The 16,789-nt window shown below is 72.2% G+C and carries 13 protein-coding genes and 1 pseudogene; 11 read left to right on the forward strand and 3 right to left on the reverse strand.

Features of this window, described 5'->3' with window-relative positions:
• Window positions 1–35 precede the first annotated feature (35 nt).
• The 7 genes and pseudogenes from ruvB to QSK52_RS24355 all read left to right on the forward strand — a co-directional run bounded on the left by ruvB (window position 36) and on the right by QSK52_RS24355 (window position 8,756).
• Window positions 36–1,139, forward strand: coding sequence for a Holliday junction branch migration DNA helicase RuvB (ruvB, locus tag QSK52_RS24325; RefSeq protein WP_285738259.1), 1,104 nt, complete (start codon window positions 36–38; stop codon window positions 1,137–1,139).
• 215 nt (window positions 1,140–1,354) lie between these two features.
• Window positions 1,355–1,747 (forward strand): preprotein translocase subunit YajC, encoded by a 393-nt coding sequence (yajC, locus tag QSK52_RS24330; protein ID WP_285738260.1) that lies wholly within the window; start codon window positions 1,355–1,357, stop codon window positions 1,745–1,747.
• A gap of 149 nt (window positions 1,748–1,896) precedes the next feature.
• Complete coding sequence (secD, locus tag QSK52_RS24335) at window positions 1,897–3,684, forward strand: protein translocase subunit SecD (RefSeq protein ID WP_435053345.1); 1,788 nt, start codon at window positions 1,897–1,899, stop codon at window positions 3,682–3,684.
• Between the two features lie 3 nt (window positions 3,685–3,687).
• Window positions 3,688–4,800 (forward strand): protein translocase subunit SecF, encoded by a 1,113-nt coding sequence (gene secF / locus QSK52_RS24340; protein ID WP_285738261.1) that lies wholly within the window; start codon window positions 3,688–3,690, stop codon window positions 4,798–4,800.
• A 19-nt stretch (window positions 4,801–4,819) separates the two neighbouring features.
• Window positions 4,820–5,374: an adenine phosphoribosyltransferase gene (locus QSK52_RS24345; RefSeq protein WP_285738262.1), complete on the forward strand. Its 555-nt coding sequence runs from the start codon at window positions 4,820–4,822 to the stop codon at window positions 5,372–5,374.
• A 188-nt stretch (window positions 5,375–5,562) separates the two neighbouring features.
• Window positions 5,563–7,854: pseudogene (locus QSK52_RS24350) on the forward strand (RelA/SpoT family protein); the annotation flags it as partial.
• Window positions 7,855–7,967: 113 nt separating this feature from the next.
• The gene (locus tag QSK52_RS24355) at window positions 7,968–8,756 is read left to right on the forward strand and encodes a hypothetical protein (protein ID WP_285738263.1); all 789 of its coding nucleotides are present in this window, start codon (window positions 7,968–7,970) and stop codon (window positions 8,754–8,756) included.
• A 54-nt stretch (window positions 8,757–8,810) separates the two neighbouring features.
• Here QSK52_RS24355 and QSK52_RS24360 read toward each other — a convergent pair whose 3' ends face one another.
• Together QSK52_RS24360 and QSK52_RS24365 are read right to left on the reverse strand one after the other, a co-directional pair.
• Window positions 8,811–10,040 (reverse strand): DUF349 domain-containing protein, encoded by a 1,230-nt coding sequence (locus QSK52_RS24360; RefSeq protein ID WP_285738264.1) that lies wholly within the window; start codon window positions 10,038–10,040, stop codon window positions 8,811–8,813.
• A gap of 207 nt (window positions 10,041–10,247) precedes the next feature.
• On the reverse strand, window positions 10,248–10,997 hold the full coding sequence (locus tag QSK52_RS24365) for a peptidylprolyl isomerase (RefSeq protein ID WP_285738265.1): 750 nt from the start codon (window positions 10,995–10,997) through the stop codon (window positions 10,248–10,250).
• 224 nt (window positions 10,998–11,221) lie between these two features.
• Here QSK52_RS24365 and QSK52_RS24370 point away from each other — a divergent pair, with 224 nt between their 5' ends.
• The 4 genes from QSK52_RS24370 (at window position 11,222) to QSK52_RS24385 (ending at window position 15,671) form a co-directional block, all read left to right on the forward strand.
• A complete protein-coding gene (locus QSK52_RS24370; RefSeq protein ID WP_285738266.1) occupies window positions 11,222–11,929 on the forward strand; it encodes an MBL fold metallo-hydrolase in 708 nt (235 codons plus the stop codon).
• Window positions 11,930–11,940: 11 nt separating this feature from the next.
• Window positions 11,941–13,206: a histidine--tRNA ligase gene (gene hisS, locus QSK52_RS24375; protein ID WP_285738267.1), complete on the forward strand. Its 1,266-nt coding sequence runs from the start codon at window positions 11,941–11,943 to the stop codon at window positions 13,204–13,206.
• A complete protein-coding gene (gene aspS / locus QSK52_RS24380) occupies window positions 13,203–14,993 on the forward strand; it encodes an aspartate--tRNA ligase (protein WP_033211585.1) in 1,791 nt (596 codons plus the stop codon). The genes hisS and aspS overlap by 4 nt, the downstream gene beginning before the upstream one ends.
• 171 nt (window positions 14,994–15,164) lie before the next feature.
• Window positions 15,165–15,671, forward strand: a complete 507-nt coding sequence (locus QSK52_RS24385) for a GNAT family N-acetyltransferase (RefSeq protein ID WP_285738268.1) — start codon at window positions 15,165–15,167, stop codon at window positions 15,669–15,671.
• Here QSK52_RS24385 and QSK52_RS24390 read toward each other — a convergent pair.
• Window positions 15,644–16,609, reverse strand: coding sequence for a LysR family transcriptional regulator (locus QSK52_RS24390; protein WP_285738269.1), 966 nt, complete (start codon window positions 16,607–16,609; stop codon window positions 15,644–15,646). The genes QSK52_RS24385 and QSK52_RS24390 overlap by 28 nt on opposite strands.
• Window positions 16,610–16,789 lie beyond the last annotated feature (180 nt).

Below are 16,789 nucleotides of genomic sequence, written 5' to 3' on the forward strand. Positions count from 1 at the left end.
GCCGAAGCAATGAGACGACACGTCACCAAGTCGACATGGAGAGCGGTTTCCCGATGAGCCCGTACGAGTCCGACCCCGCCGACCGCCTGGTGACGGCGTCCGCCGACGGTGAGGACCAGGCGGTGGAGGCCGCGCTGCGGCCGAAGCTGCTGGAGGAGTTCATCGGGCAGGAGCGGGTGCGCGAGCAGCTCTCGCTGGTCCTGCAGGCGGCCCGCAAGCGCGGCGCCGCGCCGGACCACGTGCTGCTGAGCGGCCCGCCCGGGCTGGGCAAGACCACCCTGTCGATGATCATCGCGGCCGAGCTGAACGCCCCGATCCGGATCACCTCGGGCCCGGCGATCCAGCACGCGGGCGACCTGGCGGCGATCCTGTCCTCGCTGACCGAGGGCGAGGTGCTGTTCCTCGACGAGATCCACCGGATGTCCCGGCCCGCCGAGGAGATGCTGTACATGGCGATGGAGGACTTCCGGGTCGACGTGATCGTCGGCAAGGGCCCCGGCGCCACCGCGATCCCGCTGGAGCTGCCGCCGTTCACGCTGGTCGGCGCGACCACCCGGGCGGGCCTGCTGCCGCCGCCGCTGCGCGACCGGTTCGGGTTCACCGGCCACATGGAGTTCTACGCTCCGGCCGAGCTGCAGCGGGTGGTGCACCGCTCGGCGGGCCTGCTGGACGTGGAGATCGACCCGGCGGGCGCGGCCGAGATCGCCGGGCGCTCGCGCGGCACGCCGCGGATCGCCAACCGGCTGTTGCGCCGGGTGAGGGATTTCGCGCAGGTCCGGCACGACGGCCTGGTCACCCGGGAGATCGCCGCGCAGGCGCTGGAGGTCTACGAGGTCGACGCCCGCGGCCTGGACCGGCTGGACCGGGCGGTGCTGGAGGCGCTGCTGAAGCTGTTCGGCGGCGGCCCGGTGGGCCTGTCCACGCTGGCGGTGGCGGTGGGGGAGGAGGCGGAGACGGTCGAGGAGGTGGCTGAACCTTTCCTCGTCCGGGAGGGCCTGCTGGCGCGCACCCCGCGCGGGCGGATCGCCACCGCGGCGGCCTGGCAGCACCTGGGGCTGACCCCGCCGCAGTCGGCGCGGGCGCCGAAGGCGGCGCCGGGTGGCCAGCAGAACGGGCTGTGGGCCGAGGGCCAGGGATGACGCGGCCGTCGGGCCGGAGGTTCCGGGGATAACTCCGGCGCCTTATCGGGAGTTTATGTGCATGCCAAGGCTCGCCACTTTCGGCGGCACACTGGCATGCTTGGCGTTGTCCGTTCAGTGCGGGTCGCCTAGACTCCGCCGGACCGCCCCTCTCGCCCGACGGGCCGACGTACACGCACTGGCTGCCGGAAGGCGGCCCACAAAGGACCCTGGCTGTGTTCTCTTACATCATCCTTCTCCTCCCCCTGCTCGCCATCTTCATGATGATGCGCTCGCAGAAGAAGCGTCAGGCCCAGATGCAGAGCATGCAGACCTCGCTGCAGCCGGGGTCGGGCGTGCGCACCATCGGCGGCATGTACGCGCTGGTGAAGGCGGTCAACGACGAGACGGTCGAGCTGGAGGTCTCCCCCGGCGTGGTGGCCCACTACACCAAGGGCGCGATCGCGGCCGTCCTGGAGCCGCTGGAGTACGACGCGATCATCAACGGCCGTCCCGCCGAGGACGAGGCCGTCGAGGACGCCGCGGAGGACGCCGGGGCCGACGAGAAGCCGCTGAGCCTGTCCAAGGACGAGGCGAAGGCCGACGCCGAGGCTCCCGAGAGCAAGTAGTACGGTCGGGGCACCCTCGACCGAGCGGCACCCGCCGCAAGCCCAACAGGACCTCTTGGGCCGTCGTGCGTCCGCCGCCTTCCGGCCCCCGCCCAGCGCGGGGCCGGAGGCCGGCCGCCGGGCGGCATGGACAGGGAGAAACGAGCAAGGTGGCAACACCCAAGTCGCGGTCGCGCGACGGATACCCGGGACGGGCGCTGGCGCTCATCCTGGTGGTCACCGTCGGCCTTGTGGCCCTCATGTTCGGGACGGGCAACACCAAGCCGCGTCTCGGAATCGACCTCGCCGGTGGCACCAGCGTCACGCTGACCGCTAAGTCTGATGATCCTTCCGCGGTCAACAAGACCAATCTGGACACCGCGGTCAGCATCATCCAGAAGCGCGTCAACGGCATGGGCGTCTCCGAGGCGGAGGTCCAGACCCAGGGCAATGCGAACATCATCGTCAACATTCCCGACGGTGGTAACACGCAGCAGTCCATCGACAAGGTCGGCGACACCGCCAAGCTCTACTTCCGCCCGGTGCTGACCCTGGAGCCGTCCGGCGCGGCCGCCCAGCAGCCCCAGCCGTCGGCCTCCGCCTCCTCGGGCGCCGAGGCCTCGGCCGCCCCGAGCGCGGGCGCCTCCGCGAGCGCGGGCGCCTCCGCCTCGGCCGGCGCCCCCGCCTCCGCGAGCGCCTCCGCCACCAAGGCCGGCCGCGCCCTCTCCGGCGCGCTGCAGGCCGACCCCTCGGCCTCCGCCTCCGCGAGCGGCTCCGCCCCGGCCCAGCCGAGCGCCGCCGCCTCGGCCCCCGCGGCCGACCCGAGCGCCGCGCCGACCCCGGATGCCGCCACCGTCGCGCTGCAGCAGCAGTACGCCGCGCTGGACTGCACCAACGAGTCGCAGCGGATCAACTACCAGAAGACCAACGACCCGAGCGCCCCGGCGATCGCCTGCTCGTACGACGCCGAGAACGGCGTCTGGTACAAGTTCGTGCTCGGCGGCGTCGCGGTGAACGGCTCGGACGTCACCAAGGCGCAGGCCGCCTACGACACCCAGAGCGGCAAGGGCTGGATGGTCGACCTGTCGTTCAACGACGCGGGCTCCAAGGCCTTCGCCGACACCACCGGCCAGCTGGCCACCCAGACCTCCCCGGCCAACCAGTTCGCGATCGTGCTGGACGGCCAGGTCGTCTCGCACCCGTACGTGTCGGAGTCGATCACCGGCGGCAGCGCCGTGATCAGCGGCACCTTCAGCGCGGAGGAGGCCAAGTCGCTGGCGAACGTGCTGAGCTACGGCGCGCTCCCGCTGGACTTCGTGAAGAGCGACGTCACCACCGTCTCCCCGCAGCTCGGCTCGGAGCAGCTGAAGGCCGGTCTGATCGCCGGTCTGATCGGCATGGTCCTGGTGGTCGCGTACTCGCTGGTCTACTACCGGGGCCTGGGCCTGATCTCGATCGCCGGCCTGATCGTCTCGGCGGTCCTGACCTGGTCGATCATGAGCCTGCTCGGCGCGGGCATCGGCTTCGCGCTGAACCTGCCCGCGGTCTGCGGCGCGATCGTCGCGATCGGCATCACCGCGGACTCCTTCATCGTGTACTTCGAGCGCATCCGCGACGAGGTCCGCGAGGGCGCCCAGCTGCGGGCCGCCGTGCAGCGGGCCTGGCCGCGGGCCCGGCGCACCATCCTGGTCTCGGACTTCGTGTCCTTCCTGTGCGCCGCGGTGCTGTACCTGGTGTCGGTCGGCAAGGTGCAGGGCTTCGCCTTCACCCTCGGCCTGACCACCCTGCTCGACGTCGTGGTGATCTTCCTGTTCACCAAGCCGCTGATCAGCCTGCTCGCCCGCACCAAGTTCTTCGCCAGCGGTCACCCGATGTCCGGCCTGGACCCGAAGCGGCTCGGCGCCCGTCCGCCGATCCGCGGCTCCCGCCGCCGTCCCACCACGACCCAGGAGGTCTGACCCATGTCGCTCCGCAACATCGGTCACCGCCTCTACCAGGGCGAGGTCTCCTTCGACTTCGTCGGCAAGCGGAAGATCTGGTACTCGATCTCGGCGGTGATCGTCCTGGTGGCGGCCGTCGGCCTGGCCATGGGCCTGCACCTGGGCATCGAGTTCAAGGGCGGCTCGGTCTACACCGTGCACAAGCCCGGCCTGTCGGCCTCGCAGGCCAAGGAGACCGCCGACAAGATCATCGGCTCCAAGACCGCGCTGGTGCAGACCACGGACAAGGGCGACGTCCGGGTCCAGGTCAGCGCGCAGGAGTCGATCCCGGCGACCACCTTCACCAAGGAGTTCTCGCAGGCGATCGGCGTCCAGGAGAAGGACATCAACGCCCAGGTGATCGGCCCCTCCTGGGGCGCCGACATCTCCAAGAAGGCGCTGACCGGCCTGATCGTCTTCATGGTGCTGGTCACCGTCTACATGGCGATCGCCTTCGAGTGGCGGATGGCGGTGGCCGCCCTGGTCGCCCTGGTCCACGACCTCCTGATCACCATCGGCGTGTACGCCCTGGTCGGCTTCGAGGTCACCCCGGGCACCGTGATCGGCTTCCTGACCATCCTCGGTTACTCGCTCTACGACACGGTCGTCGTCTTCGACACCGTGAAGGAGAACACCCGGGGCATCACCAAGCAGAGCCGCCGCACCTACAGCGAGGCCGCCAACCACGGCCTCAACCAGACCCTGGTGCGCTCCATCAACACCACGGTCGTGGCACTGCTGCCGGTCTCCGCGCTGCTGTTCATCGGTGGCGGCCTGCTCGGCGCGGGCACCCTGAACGACATCTCGCTGGCCCTGTTCATCGGCCTCGCGGCCGGTGCCTACTCCTCCATCTGCGTGGCCACCCCGCTGCTCGCGCAGCTCAAGGAGCAGGCCCCGGAGATGAAGGCGCTGGCCAAGCGGGTCGCCCAGCGCCGGGCCTCCGAGGCCAAGGCCGCGGCCGAGGCCGCCGCCCGGGGTGAGGAGCCCGACAGCGAGCAGGACGCCGAGGACGGCGTCCCGGCCGGTATGGTCGGACAGCGTAACCAGCCGACCAGCCGCACCAGGGGCAAGGGCCGGCCGTCCGGCAAGCGCTGACCCCCGCGAAGGAACCCCCGTGACCTCCACCACCGATCCCGTCCTGTCCGAGCTGCTCAACAGCCGGATCCGGGACGTGCAGGACTACCCGAAGCCGGGCGTCCTGTTCAAGGACATCGCCCCCCTGCTCGCCGACGCCGAGGCGTTCGGCGCGCTGACCCGGGCGCTGGCCGATCGGGCCAGGGAGCTCGGCGCCACCAAGGTGGTCGGGCTGGAGGCGCGGGGGTTCGTCCTCGCCGCGCCCGCCGCGTTCGCCGCGGGCCTCGGGTTCGTCCCGATCCGCAAGAAGGGCAAGCTGCCCGGCGAGGTGTTCTCCCGCTCGTACGACCTGGAGTACGGGTCGGCGACGCTGGAGGTCCAGTGCGACGCGTTCGAGCCGGGCGAGAAGGTCCTGGTGGTGGACGACGTGCTGGCCACCGGCGGGACGATCGCCGCCTCGCTGGACCTCGTGCAGGAGGCCGGGGCCGAGCTGGTCGGCGTGGTCGTGCTGATGGAGCTCGGCTTCCTGCCGGGGCGCGCGAAGCTCGCTTCGCACCTGCACGGCGCACCGCTGGAGACGCTCGTCGTGGTGTGACACCGCGCTGTTCGAGAGCCGCCCGGGAACGCGACCGTTCCCGGGCGCTCCCGTTCCCGGGGCGGACGCGCCGCCGCGGGGGTGCGCGCTGTCGGTACGATGAAGGTTGATCCGACGTAGGAGTGTCCTTGCCCGACGAGGTTGTGCCCACGGCCGCTGCCGCCAGTTCCCGTCCCTCGCCGGGCGGGATGCGGGCTCGGCTTGCGCGGCTGGGCGGTCAGCGCAGTTCGATGGTCAACCCGGTGCTGGAGCCGCTGTTCCGGACGATCCGGGCCAACGACCCCAAGGCCGACCCCGGGCTGCTGAAGGACATCGAGCGGGCGTACGCCGTCGCGGAGAAGTGGCACCGCGGGCAGAAGCGCAAGAGCGGCGACCCGTACATCACCCACCCGCTGGCGGTGGCGACCATCCTGGCCGAGCTGGGGATGGACGCGCCGACGCTGATGGCGGGCCTGCTGCACGACACCGTGGAGGACACCGACTACGGCCTGGAGACGCTCCGGGTCGACTTCGGCGACTCGGTGGCGCTGCTGGTCGACGGCGTGACCAAGCTGGACCGGGTGAAGTTCGGCGAGGCCGCGCAGGCGGAGACCGTCCGCAAGATGGTCGTGGCGATGGCCAAGGACCCGCGGGTCCTGGTGATCAAGCTCGCCGACCGGCTGCACAACATGCGCACGATGCGCTACCTGAAGCGGGAGAAGCAGGAGAAGAAGGCCCGCGAGACGCTGGAGATCTACGCCCCGCTGGCGCACCGGCTGGGCATGAACACCATCAAGTGGGAGCTGGAGGACCTGGCCTTCGCCATCCTCTACCCCAAGATGTACGACGAGATCGTCCGGCTGGTGGCCGAGCGCGCCCCCAAGCGCGACGAGTACCTGGCCACCGTGATCGACCAGGTGCAGGGCGACCTGCGCGGGGCCCGGATCACCGGGCAGGTCACCGGCCGCCCCAAGCACTACTACTCGGTCTACCAGAAGATGATCGTCCGGGGCCGGGACTTCGCCGAGATCTACGACCTGGTGGGCATCCGGGTCCTGGTCGACACCGTCCGCGACTGCTACGCGGCGCTGGGCACCATCCACGCGCGGTGGAACCCGGTGCCGGGGCGGTTCAAGGACTACATCGCGATGCCCAAGTTCAACATGTACCAGTCGCTGCACACCACGGTGATCGGTCCCGGGGGCAAGCCCGTCGAGCTGCAGATCCGCACCTTCGACATGCACCGCCGCGCCGAGTACGGCATCGCCGCGCACTGGAAGTACAAGCAGCGCGCGGTGGCCGGGGCGTCCAAGGTGCGCACCGACACGCCCACCCACGGGCGGCAGCACGACAAGGCCGACGCGGTCAACGAGATGGCCTGGCTGCGGCAGCTGCTGGACTGGCAGAAGGAGACCGAGGACCCGAGCGAGTTCCTCGAGTCGCTGCGCTTCGACCTGTCCAGCAACGAGGTGTTCGTCTTCACCCCGAAGGGCGACGTGATAGCGCTGCCCGCGCAGGCCACCCCGGTGGACTTCGCGTTCGCGGTGCACACCGAGGTGGGCTACCGGTGCATCGGCGCCCGGGTCAACGGCCGCCTGGTGCCGCTGGAGTCGACGCTGGAGAACGGCGACACCGTCGAGGTCTTCACCTCCAAGGCGGAGAACGCCGGCCCGTCCCGGGACTGGCTGAGCTTCGTCAAGTCGCCCCGGGCCCGCAACAAGATCCGCGCCTGGTTCTCCAAGGAGCGCCGCGAGGAGGCGATCGAGCAGGGCAAGGAGGCGATCGCCCGGGCGATGCGCAAGCAGGGCCTGCCGATCCAGCGGATCCTCACCGGGGACTCGCTGGTCACGCTGGCCCACGAGATGCGCTACCCGGACATCTCCTCGCTGTACGCGGCGATCGGCGAGGGCCACGTCGCCGCGCAGGCGATCGTGCAGAAGCTGGTCCAGGCGATGGGCGGCGAGGAGGGCGCGGTCGAGGACCTCGCCGAGACCGCCACCCCCTCGCACCAGCCGCGCGCGATGCGGCGCCGCGCCAAGGGAGACCCGGGCGTCATCGTCAAGGGCGTGGACGACGTGTGGGTGAAGCTGGCGCGCTGCTGCACGCCGGTGCCCGGCGACCCGATCGTCGGCTTCATCACCCGCGGCAACGGCGTCTCGGTGCACCGCGCGGACTGCGTCAACGTGGAGTCCCTGCAGCAGCAGCCCGAGCGGATGATCGAGGTCGAGTGGGCGGCCACCCAGTCCTCGGTCTTCCTGGTCGCCATCCAGGTCGAGGCGCTGGACCGCTCCCGGCTGCTCTCGGACGTCACCCGGGTGCTCTCCGACCAGCACGTCAACATCCTGTCGGCGGCCGTCCAGACCTCCCGCGACCGGGTCGCGATGAGCCGGTTCACCTTCGAGATGGGCGACCCCAAGCACCTGGGCCACGTGCTCAAGGCGGTGCGCGGCGTCGAGGGCGTGTACGACGTCTACCGGGTCACCTCGGCCCGCAACAAGTAGCCGCCCGGTCACCGCGCGCCGCCGCTCCGGTCGCCGCCCGCCCCCTCCCCGCCGACACTGGCCGGGTGGGGGCGGGCGGCTTTCCTGGAGGCACCGTGCACGGGATACGGGTGATGACGGCAGTGACCGGCGCGGCGCTCGCCGCGGCGCTGGTGGTCGGGTGCGGCGGCTCCGGCGGCCCGGACGGCGCCGGGAGCGGACCGGCGGCGAGCGGCACCGGCAGCGCGGTCTCGGCCTCCGCGGCGGCCGCCACCCGCGACGGCGACAACGGGGTCGGACAACTGCCCGCCGACCAAGTGCTGCAGCAGGCGGTGCAGGCGCTCAAGGGCGCGGGCGCGGTGCGGACGGTCGGCGCGGTCAGCAGCCAGGGCGCCCGGATCGACCTGGACCTGCGGCTGGACACCGCGGGCCACTGCACCGGCACGCTGGGCCAGAGCGGCGTCGGCAGCTTCCAGGTGGTCGAGGCCGGGCCCGACCTGTGGGTCAAGCCCGACCAGGAGTTCTGGCGGACCCACGGCGGCGAGGCGCTCTCCCAGCTGGTCGGCGACCGCTACCTGAAGACCACCAGCGACAACCCGGACTTCGCCGAGATCGGCGAGCTGTGCGACCTCACCGGACTGGCCGACCAGCTCGGCACCGGGAAGACCGGCCTGGCCAAGGGCGCCCCGACCACCGTGCAGGGCCGCCCCGCGCTCACCCTGACCGCCGACTCCGGCACCGGCACCGGCACCCTGTACGTGGCCACCACCGGCTCACCGGTGCCGCTGAAGCTGGAGAGGGACAGCGGGACGGTCGAGTTCAGCGACTTCGGCACCCCGGTGCCCAGCGCCACCCCCGGCCCGGAGCAGAGCCTGGACCTCGACCAGCTGCAGTCGCCCGGCCCCTCCGCCAGCGTGGTCTGACCACGCGGAGGGCCCCCGTCCGGCGCGGACGGGGGCCCTCGGTGCGAGCGGGGTTCAGGAGGTGAACTCCTGCAGCGACTTCTGCGCCTGGTCGAGCAGCGCCTGGCGGCCCTCCAGCTCGGCCTCCAGCTTCGCCGCCTTGGACGCGTTGCCCGCGGCGCGGGCCTTGTCCAGGTCGGCGCGGAGCTTGTCCACGGCGGCCTGCAGCAGGGCGGTCATGCCGGTGGCCCGGGCCCGGGCCTCCGGGTTGGAGCGCTGCCACTCGGCCTCCTCGGCCTCGCGGACGGCGCGCTCCACCGCGGCCAGTCGGCCGTCCAGCTTCGGACGGGCGTCGCGCGGGACGTGGCCGATGGCCTCCCAGCGCTCGGCGACGGAGCGCAGCGCGGCCTTGGCGGCCTTCAGGTCGGTGACCGGCAGGATCGCCTCGGCCTCGACCAGCAGCGCCTCCTTGGCCTTCTGGTTCTCGCCCTGCTCGGCGTCGCGCTCGGAGAACGCACCGGAGCGGGCCTGGAAGAAGACGTCCTGGGCGCCGCGGAAGCGGGCCCACAGCTCCTCCTCCGCGTCCCGCTGGGCGCGGCCGGCGGCCTTCCACTGGGTCATCAGGTCGCGGTAGGCGGCGGCGGTCGGCCCCCACTCGGTCGAGCCGGACAGCGCCTCGGCCTCGGCGACCAGCTTCTCCTTGATCGCGCGGGCGGTCTCGCGCTCGGAGTCGAGGGCCGCGAAGTGCGCCTTGCGGTGCTTGGAGAACACCGAGCGGGCGTGCGAGAAGCGGTGCCACAGCTCGTCGTCGCTCTTGCGGTCCAGCCGCGGCAGCGCCTTCCAGTTGTCGACCAGGGCGCGCAGCCGGTCGCCGGCCTCCCGCCACTGGTTGGACTCGGCGAGCTGCTCGGCCTCGGCGACCAGCGCCTCCTTGGCGGCGCGGGTCTCCTCCTGGGCCTTGGCCCGGGCGGCCCTGCGCTCGCTCTGCCGGGTCTCGATCTCACCGGCCAGGGCGTCCAGGCGGGCGGCCAGCGAGGCCAGGTCGCCGACCGCGTGCGCCTCGGTGACCTGCGCACGCAGGTGCTCCAGCGCGGTCTGCGCCTCCTTGGCGGCCAGGTCGGTCTTGCGCACGCGGTGCTCCAGGAGGGCGGTCTCCGCCTCCAGGCCCTGGAACTTGCGCTCGAAGTAGGCGAGGGCCTCCTCGGGGGAGCCGGCCTGCCAGGAGCCGACCTGGCGTTCGCCGTCGGCCGTCCTCACGTAGACGTTCCCCTGCTCGTCGACACGGCCCCACGGGTCGCTGCTCACAGCGCCTCCTCCACATGACGCCACGCCCACGGGCGGGAGCGTCGTCCACAGTTGATGTGCGGCGGACCGATGGAGTCCGCCGTCCCGAGCCGTCGTTGGGTTGTGCCGAGGGTGACGGCCGACGGTCAGGGCACCCTATACAACAGCAACATAGGCGACCAGCGCCGGTGCTGTCCGCATCCGGCGCCGGTCGATTTTCGCGGCGGGTCAGCCCTTGGCGGTGGTGATGCCGGTGACGTTGACCGGGGTCGCGGGCGCGCCGTCGCCGCCACCGCCCTGGACACCGGCGGCGGCGATCTTCTGCAGCACGTCCAGACCGCCGGTGATCTTGCCGAACGGGGTGTAGTTGGGCGGCAGTTGGGTGTCCTTGTAGACCAGGAAGAACTGGCTGCCGTTGGTGTTCGGCCCGGAGTTGGCCATCGCCACGGTGCCCGCGGGGTAGGTCGCGCCGGTCAGGTTCTCGTCGGCGAACGAGTAGCCGGGGCCGCCCGATCCGGTGCCGGTCGGGTCGCCGCACTGCAGGACGTAGATGCCCTCCGTGGTCAGCCGGTGACACTTGGTGCCGTCCCAGAACTGCTGACCGGCCAGGAACACGAAGGAGTTGACGGTGTGCGGGGCCTTCGCCGCGTCCAGGGTGAAGGTGACCTTGCCCGCCGAGGTGTCCATCGTCGCGGTGTACTGGGCGGCGGTGTCGATCGACATGGCCGGCTCGGCGGCCCACTGCTTGCCGCTGGCGGACGGGGAGGGCGCCGCGGACGCCGTCCTGTCCTTCTTCTTGTCCGAGTCGAACACGCCGCCGGCGACGGTCGCGACGCCGGCGACCACCAGCACCGCCAGCACCGAGGCGACCACCGCGTTGCGCTTCCTGCGCTTGGCGGCGGCCTCCGCGCGGGCCTGCATCTGGCGCTCGTACTTCTCACGGGCGAGCTGCCGCCGCCGCTGTTCGCTGCTGACCACCGGGCGTCTCTCCTGCCGGACTGTGGGAACGGGGGACTTGGTTTGTTGTGTGCGGATCATCGCACCCGCTGGCGGCCCAGTGTAAGGACCCCGCGCGTCAGTACGGGATCAGCTCGACATGAGAAACGGCTGAACGCGCCAGGTAACCGGTTCGCCCGCGGCCCGGTGGCGCCGGTAGGCTGCGGGGGAAAAGCAGACCGCCGCCATGAAACGTAAGGACTCGCGTGTTCGTCGCCGGATTCCCCGCCGGGGCCTGGGGCACCAACTGCTACCTGGTCGCTCCCGCCGCCGGCGAGGAGTGCGTGATCGTCGATCCGGGCCACGAAGCGGCGCGCGGCGTCGAGGAGTTGGTCCGCGAGCACCGGCTCAAGCCGGTCGCGGTGCTGCTCACCCACGGGCACATCGACCACGTCGCCTCGGTCGTCCCGGTCTGCGGCGCGCGGGGCGTCCCCGCCTGGATCCACCCCGAGGACCGCTACATGCTGGCCGACCCGGAGAAGGCGCTCGGCCGCTCGCTCGGGCAGCAGCTGATGGGCTCGATCACCGTCGGCGAGCCGGACGACGTCCGCGAGTTGACCGACGGCGGCGTGCTGGAACTCGCCGGGCTGCAGCTCACCGTCGACCACGCCCCGGGCCATACCGGGGGGTCGGTGACGTTCAGGACGCCCGCCTCCCAGGACATCCCCCCGGTCCTGTTCTCGGGCGACCTGCTGTTCGCCGGCTCCATCGGGCGTACCGACCTCCCGGGCGGAGACAGCGCGGCGATCATGCGCTCGCTGGCCCGGGTGTGCCTGCCCCTCGACGACGCGACCGTGGTGCTCTCCGGCCACGGCTCCCAGACCACCATCGGCCGAGAGCGCGCCACCAACCCCTACCTCCAGCAGGCGGGCGGTGCGCAGGGCGCGCCGGCCTTCCCGCGACGAGGAATGTGACGGAAGAGAAGTTGAGCACCTTCACCGCCCCCAAGGGCACCTACGACCTGCTGCCCACGGTCAACTCGGCCGCCTACCTGGCGATCCGCGAGCGGCTGTCCGCGCCGCTGCGCCGGGCCGGGTACGGCTACGTCGAGACCCCGGTGTTCGAGGACGTCAAGCTGTTCTCCCGCGGCGTCGGCGAGTCCACCGACATCGTCACCAAGGAGATGTTCACCCTCACCAAGCGCAGCGAGGAGGACCTCGCGCTGCGCCCCGAGGGCACCGCCTCGGTGGTCCGCGCCGCGCTGGAGGCCAACCTCCACAAGCTCGGCAACCTGCCGGTCAAGCTCTGGTACTCCGGCAACTTCTACCGCTACGAGAAGCCGCAGAAGGGCCGCTACCGGCAGTTCTCCCAGGTCGGCGCGGAGGCGATCGGCGCCGAGGACCCGGCGCTGGACGCCGAGTTGATCATCCTGGCCGACGACGCCTTCCGCGCGCTCGGGCTGCGCGACTACCGCCTGCTGCTCAACTCGCTCGGCGACCAGCAGTGCCGCCCGGTCTACCGCACCGCGCTGGTCGGGTTCCTGGCCGGTCTCGACCTGGACGAGGAGACCCGCCGCCGCGCCGAGATCAACCCGCTGCGCGTCCTGGACGACAAGCGCGAGGCCGTCCAGGCCCAGCTGGTGGACGCGCCCAAGCTGCGCGACTACCTGTGCGAGGACTGCAAGGCGTACGACGAGAAGGTCCGCGAGCTGCTCACCGCCGCGGGCGTCGCGTTCGTCGACGACCCCAAGCTGGTGCGCGGCCTGGACTACTACACCCGCACCACCTTCGAGTTCGTGCACGGCGGCCTGGGCGCGCAGTCCGCGATCGGCGGCGGCGGCCGCTACGACGGCCTGTCCGAGATGCTCGGCGGCCCGGCGCTGCCCTCGGTCGGCTGGGGCCTGGGCGTGGACCGCACCTTCCTCGCGCTGGAGGCCGAGGGCGTCGTCCTCGACCTGCCCGCCACCACCGAGGTGTACGCGGTGGCGCTCGGCGAGGAGGCCAAGAACGTGCTGTTCGCCAAGGTGGTCGAGCTGCGCCGGGCCGGCGTCGCCACCGACCTGGCCTTCGGCGTGAAGAGCATCAAGAACGCCATGAAGTCCGCCAACCGGTCGGGTGCGCGCTACGCCCTGATCGCGGGCGACCGGGACCTCGCCGAGGGCGTGGTCCAGCTCAAGGACATGGAGTCCGGCGAGCAGACCCCCGTCGCCCTTGAGGCGCTCGTCACCACCCTGAAGGAGAAGCAGCTGTGATCCGCACGCACGACGCAGGCACGCTCCGCGCGGAGCACGCCGGCACCACCGTCACCCTGGCCGGCTGGGTGGCCCGCCGCCGCGACCACGGCGGCGTGGCCTTCATCGACCTGCGGGACGCCTCGGGCACCGTGCAGGTCGTGGTCCGCGACCTGGAGTCGGTGCACGGGCTGCGCTCCGAGTACTGCGTGAAGGTGGTCGGCGAGGTCCGGGTCCGCCCCGAGGGCAACGAGAACCCGGAGATCCCGACCGGCGCGGTCGAGGTCGTCGTCGAGTCGATCGAGGTGCTGTCCGAGGCCGCGCCGCTGCCGTTCCAGGTCGCCGAGTACGAGCCCGGCTCGGTCAACGAGGAGGTGCGGCTGCGCTACCGCTACCTCGACCTGCGCCGCGAGGGCCCGGCCCGCGCGCTGCGGCTGCGCTCGAAGGTCAACCACATCATCCGCACGGTGATGGAGGAGAACGACTACCTCGACATCGAGACCCCGTACCTGACCCGCTCCACCCCCGAGGGCGCCCGCGACTTCCTCGTCCCGGTCCGCCTCCAGCCGGGCCACTGGTACGCGCTGCCGCAGTCCCCGCAGCTGTTCAAGCAGCTGCTGATGGTGGCCGGCATGGAGCGGTACTACCAGATCGCCCGCTGCTTCCGCGACGAGGACTTCCGCGCCGACCGGCAGCCGGAGTTCACCCAGCTCGACATCGAGGCGTCCTTCGTCGACCAGGAGGACGTGCTGGCCCTCGGCGAGAAGATCGTCGGCCGGATCTGGAAGGAGGTGCACGGGTACGAGATCCCCAACCCGCTGCCCCGCCTCTCCTACGCCGACGCCATGGCGCGCTACGGCTCCGACAAGCCGGACGTCCGCTTCGGCCAGGAGCTGACCGACCTCACCGAGTACTTCAAGGGCACCGAGTTCCGGGTCTTCCAGGCGCCGTACGTCGGCGCGGTCGTGATGCCCGGCGGCGCCTCGCAGCCCCGCAAGCAGCTCGACGCCTGGCAGGACTGGGCGAAGGCCCGCGGCGCCCGCGGCCTCGCGTACGTCCTGGTGGACGCCGAGACCGGCGAGCTGCGCGGCCCGGTCGCCAAGAACCTGTCCGAGGAGCACCTGTCCGGCCTGGCCGCCGCCGCGGGCGCCAAGCCCGGCGACGCGGTGTTCTTCGCCGCGGGCAAGAAGACCGCCTCGCAGGAACTGCTCGGCGCCGCCCGCCTGGAGATCGGCCGCCGCTGCAACCTGATCGACGAGTCCCAGTGGGCCTTCCTCTGGGTCGTGGACTTCCCGATGTTCGAGCCGATCGAGGACGACAAGGGCGAGTTCCAGGGCTGGCACGCGGTGCACCACCCCTTCACCGCGCCGACCGCCGAGTCGCTCGCCACCTTCGACACCGACCCGGGCAGCGCGCTCTCCAACGCGTACGACCTGGTGCTCAACGGCTCGGAGCTGGGCGGTGGTTCGATCCGCATCCACCAGCGCGAGGTGCAGAAGCGGGCGTTCGACGCGATCGGCCTGTCCGAGGAGGAGGCCGCCGCGCAGTTCGGCTTCCTGCTGGACGCCTTCAACTACGGCCCGCCGCCGCACGGCGGCATCGCGCTCGGCCTGGACCGCGTGGTCACCCTGCTGGGCGGCTACGACACCATCCGGGACGTCATCGCCTTCCCGAAGACCTCCACCGGCGGCGACCCGCTGACCGGCGCCCCCACCGCCATCACCCCGGCCCAGCGCCGCGAGGCGGGCGTGGACGCCCAGCCCAAGGCCAAGGAGACCGCCAAGGCCGAGGCCGAGCCGACCGCCTGACGGTCCGTCACAAGACCCGTCCGATCCTGACGGGGCATCACAGAGATCACGATTTGTTCCGGCCCCGGCCGGTGCGCGCCCGCCAGGAGTAGGCTGCCACCGCCCGGGGCCGGAACGCTGCACCACCCGGAACGCTGCACAACGGGGTGCAGAGCGCAAGAAGGGTCGAGGATGACCGTACGAACCAGAGTGGAACTCCCCTCCGACACCGCCGAGACCCGGCGGGTGCACATGGCGGCCTTCCCAGGCCCCGAAGAGGCGGACCTGGTGGACGCGCTGCGCCGCGACGCCGCCTGGCTGCCCGCCCTGTCCCTGGTGGCGGTGGACGAGCGCGAGGTCGTCATCGGGCACGCGCTGCTCACCCGGCTGCGGATCGGCAACGGCAAGGGCCTCGCGCTGGCGCCCGTCGCGGTCGCCCCCGAGTGGCAGCGCAAGGGCGTCGGCACCGCCGTGGTGCGGGCCGCCCTGGAGGCGGCCGCCGAGGCCGGGGAGCGCGTCGTGGTGGTGCTCGGCGACCCGGGCTACTACGGCCGGTTCGGCTTCACCCCGGCCTCCGGGCACCGGATCACCGGGCCGTTCGACGTCCCCGACGGGTACTTCCAGGCCCTGCGGCTGCCCGGCGCCGACGGCGCCCCGCACGGCGTGTGCCGCTACCCCGCGCCGTTCGCCGAGGTCTGAGCCCCCGTTCCCGCAGGTGACCGGCCGCCACCGGTCGCCCGGAACTGCACCTCGAGGTGCAGCCGACAGGACTCCGTGAACGCCTCCATGGCCGGTGTCGCCGCCCGGCCGGGCAGTCGGAACAGCCCCACCAGGCTCGGGCTCAGCCCGTGCACCGGCAGGCAGCGCACGTCCGGACGGCCCGCCCAGCGCCCCACCGAGCGCGGTGCGAACCCCACCCCCTGCCCGCAGGCCACCGCGGCCATCCACTCGTCCGAGTTGTGCGCCACCGCCCCGATCCGGGCCGGCCGCCCGCCGCGGTCCGGCGCGCCCAGCCAGTAGTCCCGCCAGACCCCGGCCTGCTCCGGGACGGCCACGAACGGCTCGTCCCACAGCTCCGCCGCGTCCACCGCGGACCGGGCCGCCAGCCGGTGGTCGGCCGCCAGCACCACCCAGCGCTCCTCGGTGCCCAGCAGCACGTGCGCGTACCGCTCGGTCATCGAGGCCGGGGCGTGCCACAGCGCCAGGTCCAGCTCGCCCGAGGCCAGGCCGGAGGACTCGTCGAACCAGTTGTTCTGCCGCATCCGCACCCGCCAGCCCGGCATCCGGCGGGCGAAGTCCTCCACCGCGGCCCGGCCCAGCAGGTTGATCGTCGACCCCTCGAAGCCCACCCGCAGCTCCCCGCCCGCCTCGGCCGCCGCCCGCCGGGTCGCCCGCAGCGCCTCCTCCCAGCCCGCCAGCAGCGGCGCGGCGTGCGCCAGCAGCTCCGCGCCCGCGGCCGTCGGCGCCACCCCGGCCCGCGAGCGGCGGAACAGCTCCACCCCCAACTCCCGCTCCAGCGCCCGCACCTGCTTGGTCAGCGTCGGCTGGCTCACCCCCAGCCGGGCCGCGGCCGAGGTCAGCTGCCCCTCCTCGCCGACCACCGCCAGGTAACGCAACATCCGGGTGTCCACGTCCATGCCACCAGGTTATGGACCAATGCATTGGACCCGGCCCCCAGGGGTGTCGCACAGTTGTCCGGCCTTCCCCGGCGCGACCGGCACCGGCGGTACGGGGGGCCGCCGGTGCCGGACCGGGGGAAGGCGCTCGACCTGCGCGGAGGCCCGCAGCGGCTTAGCCTGAGGGATCGTCAACGGCGC

The organism is Kitasatospora phosalacinea (assembly GCF_030268885.1).
Taxonomy (GTDB): Bacteria; Actinomycetota; Actinomycetes; order Streptomycetales; family Streptomycetaceae; genus Kitasatospora; species Kitasatospora phosalacinea_C.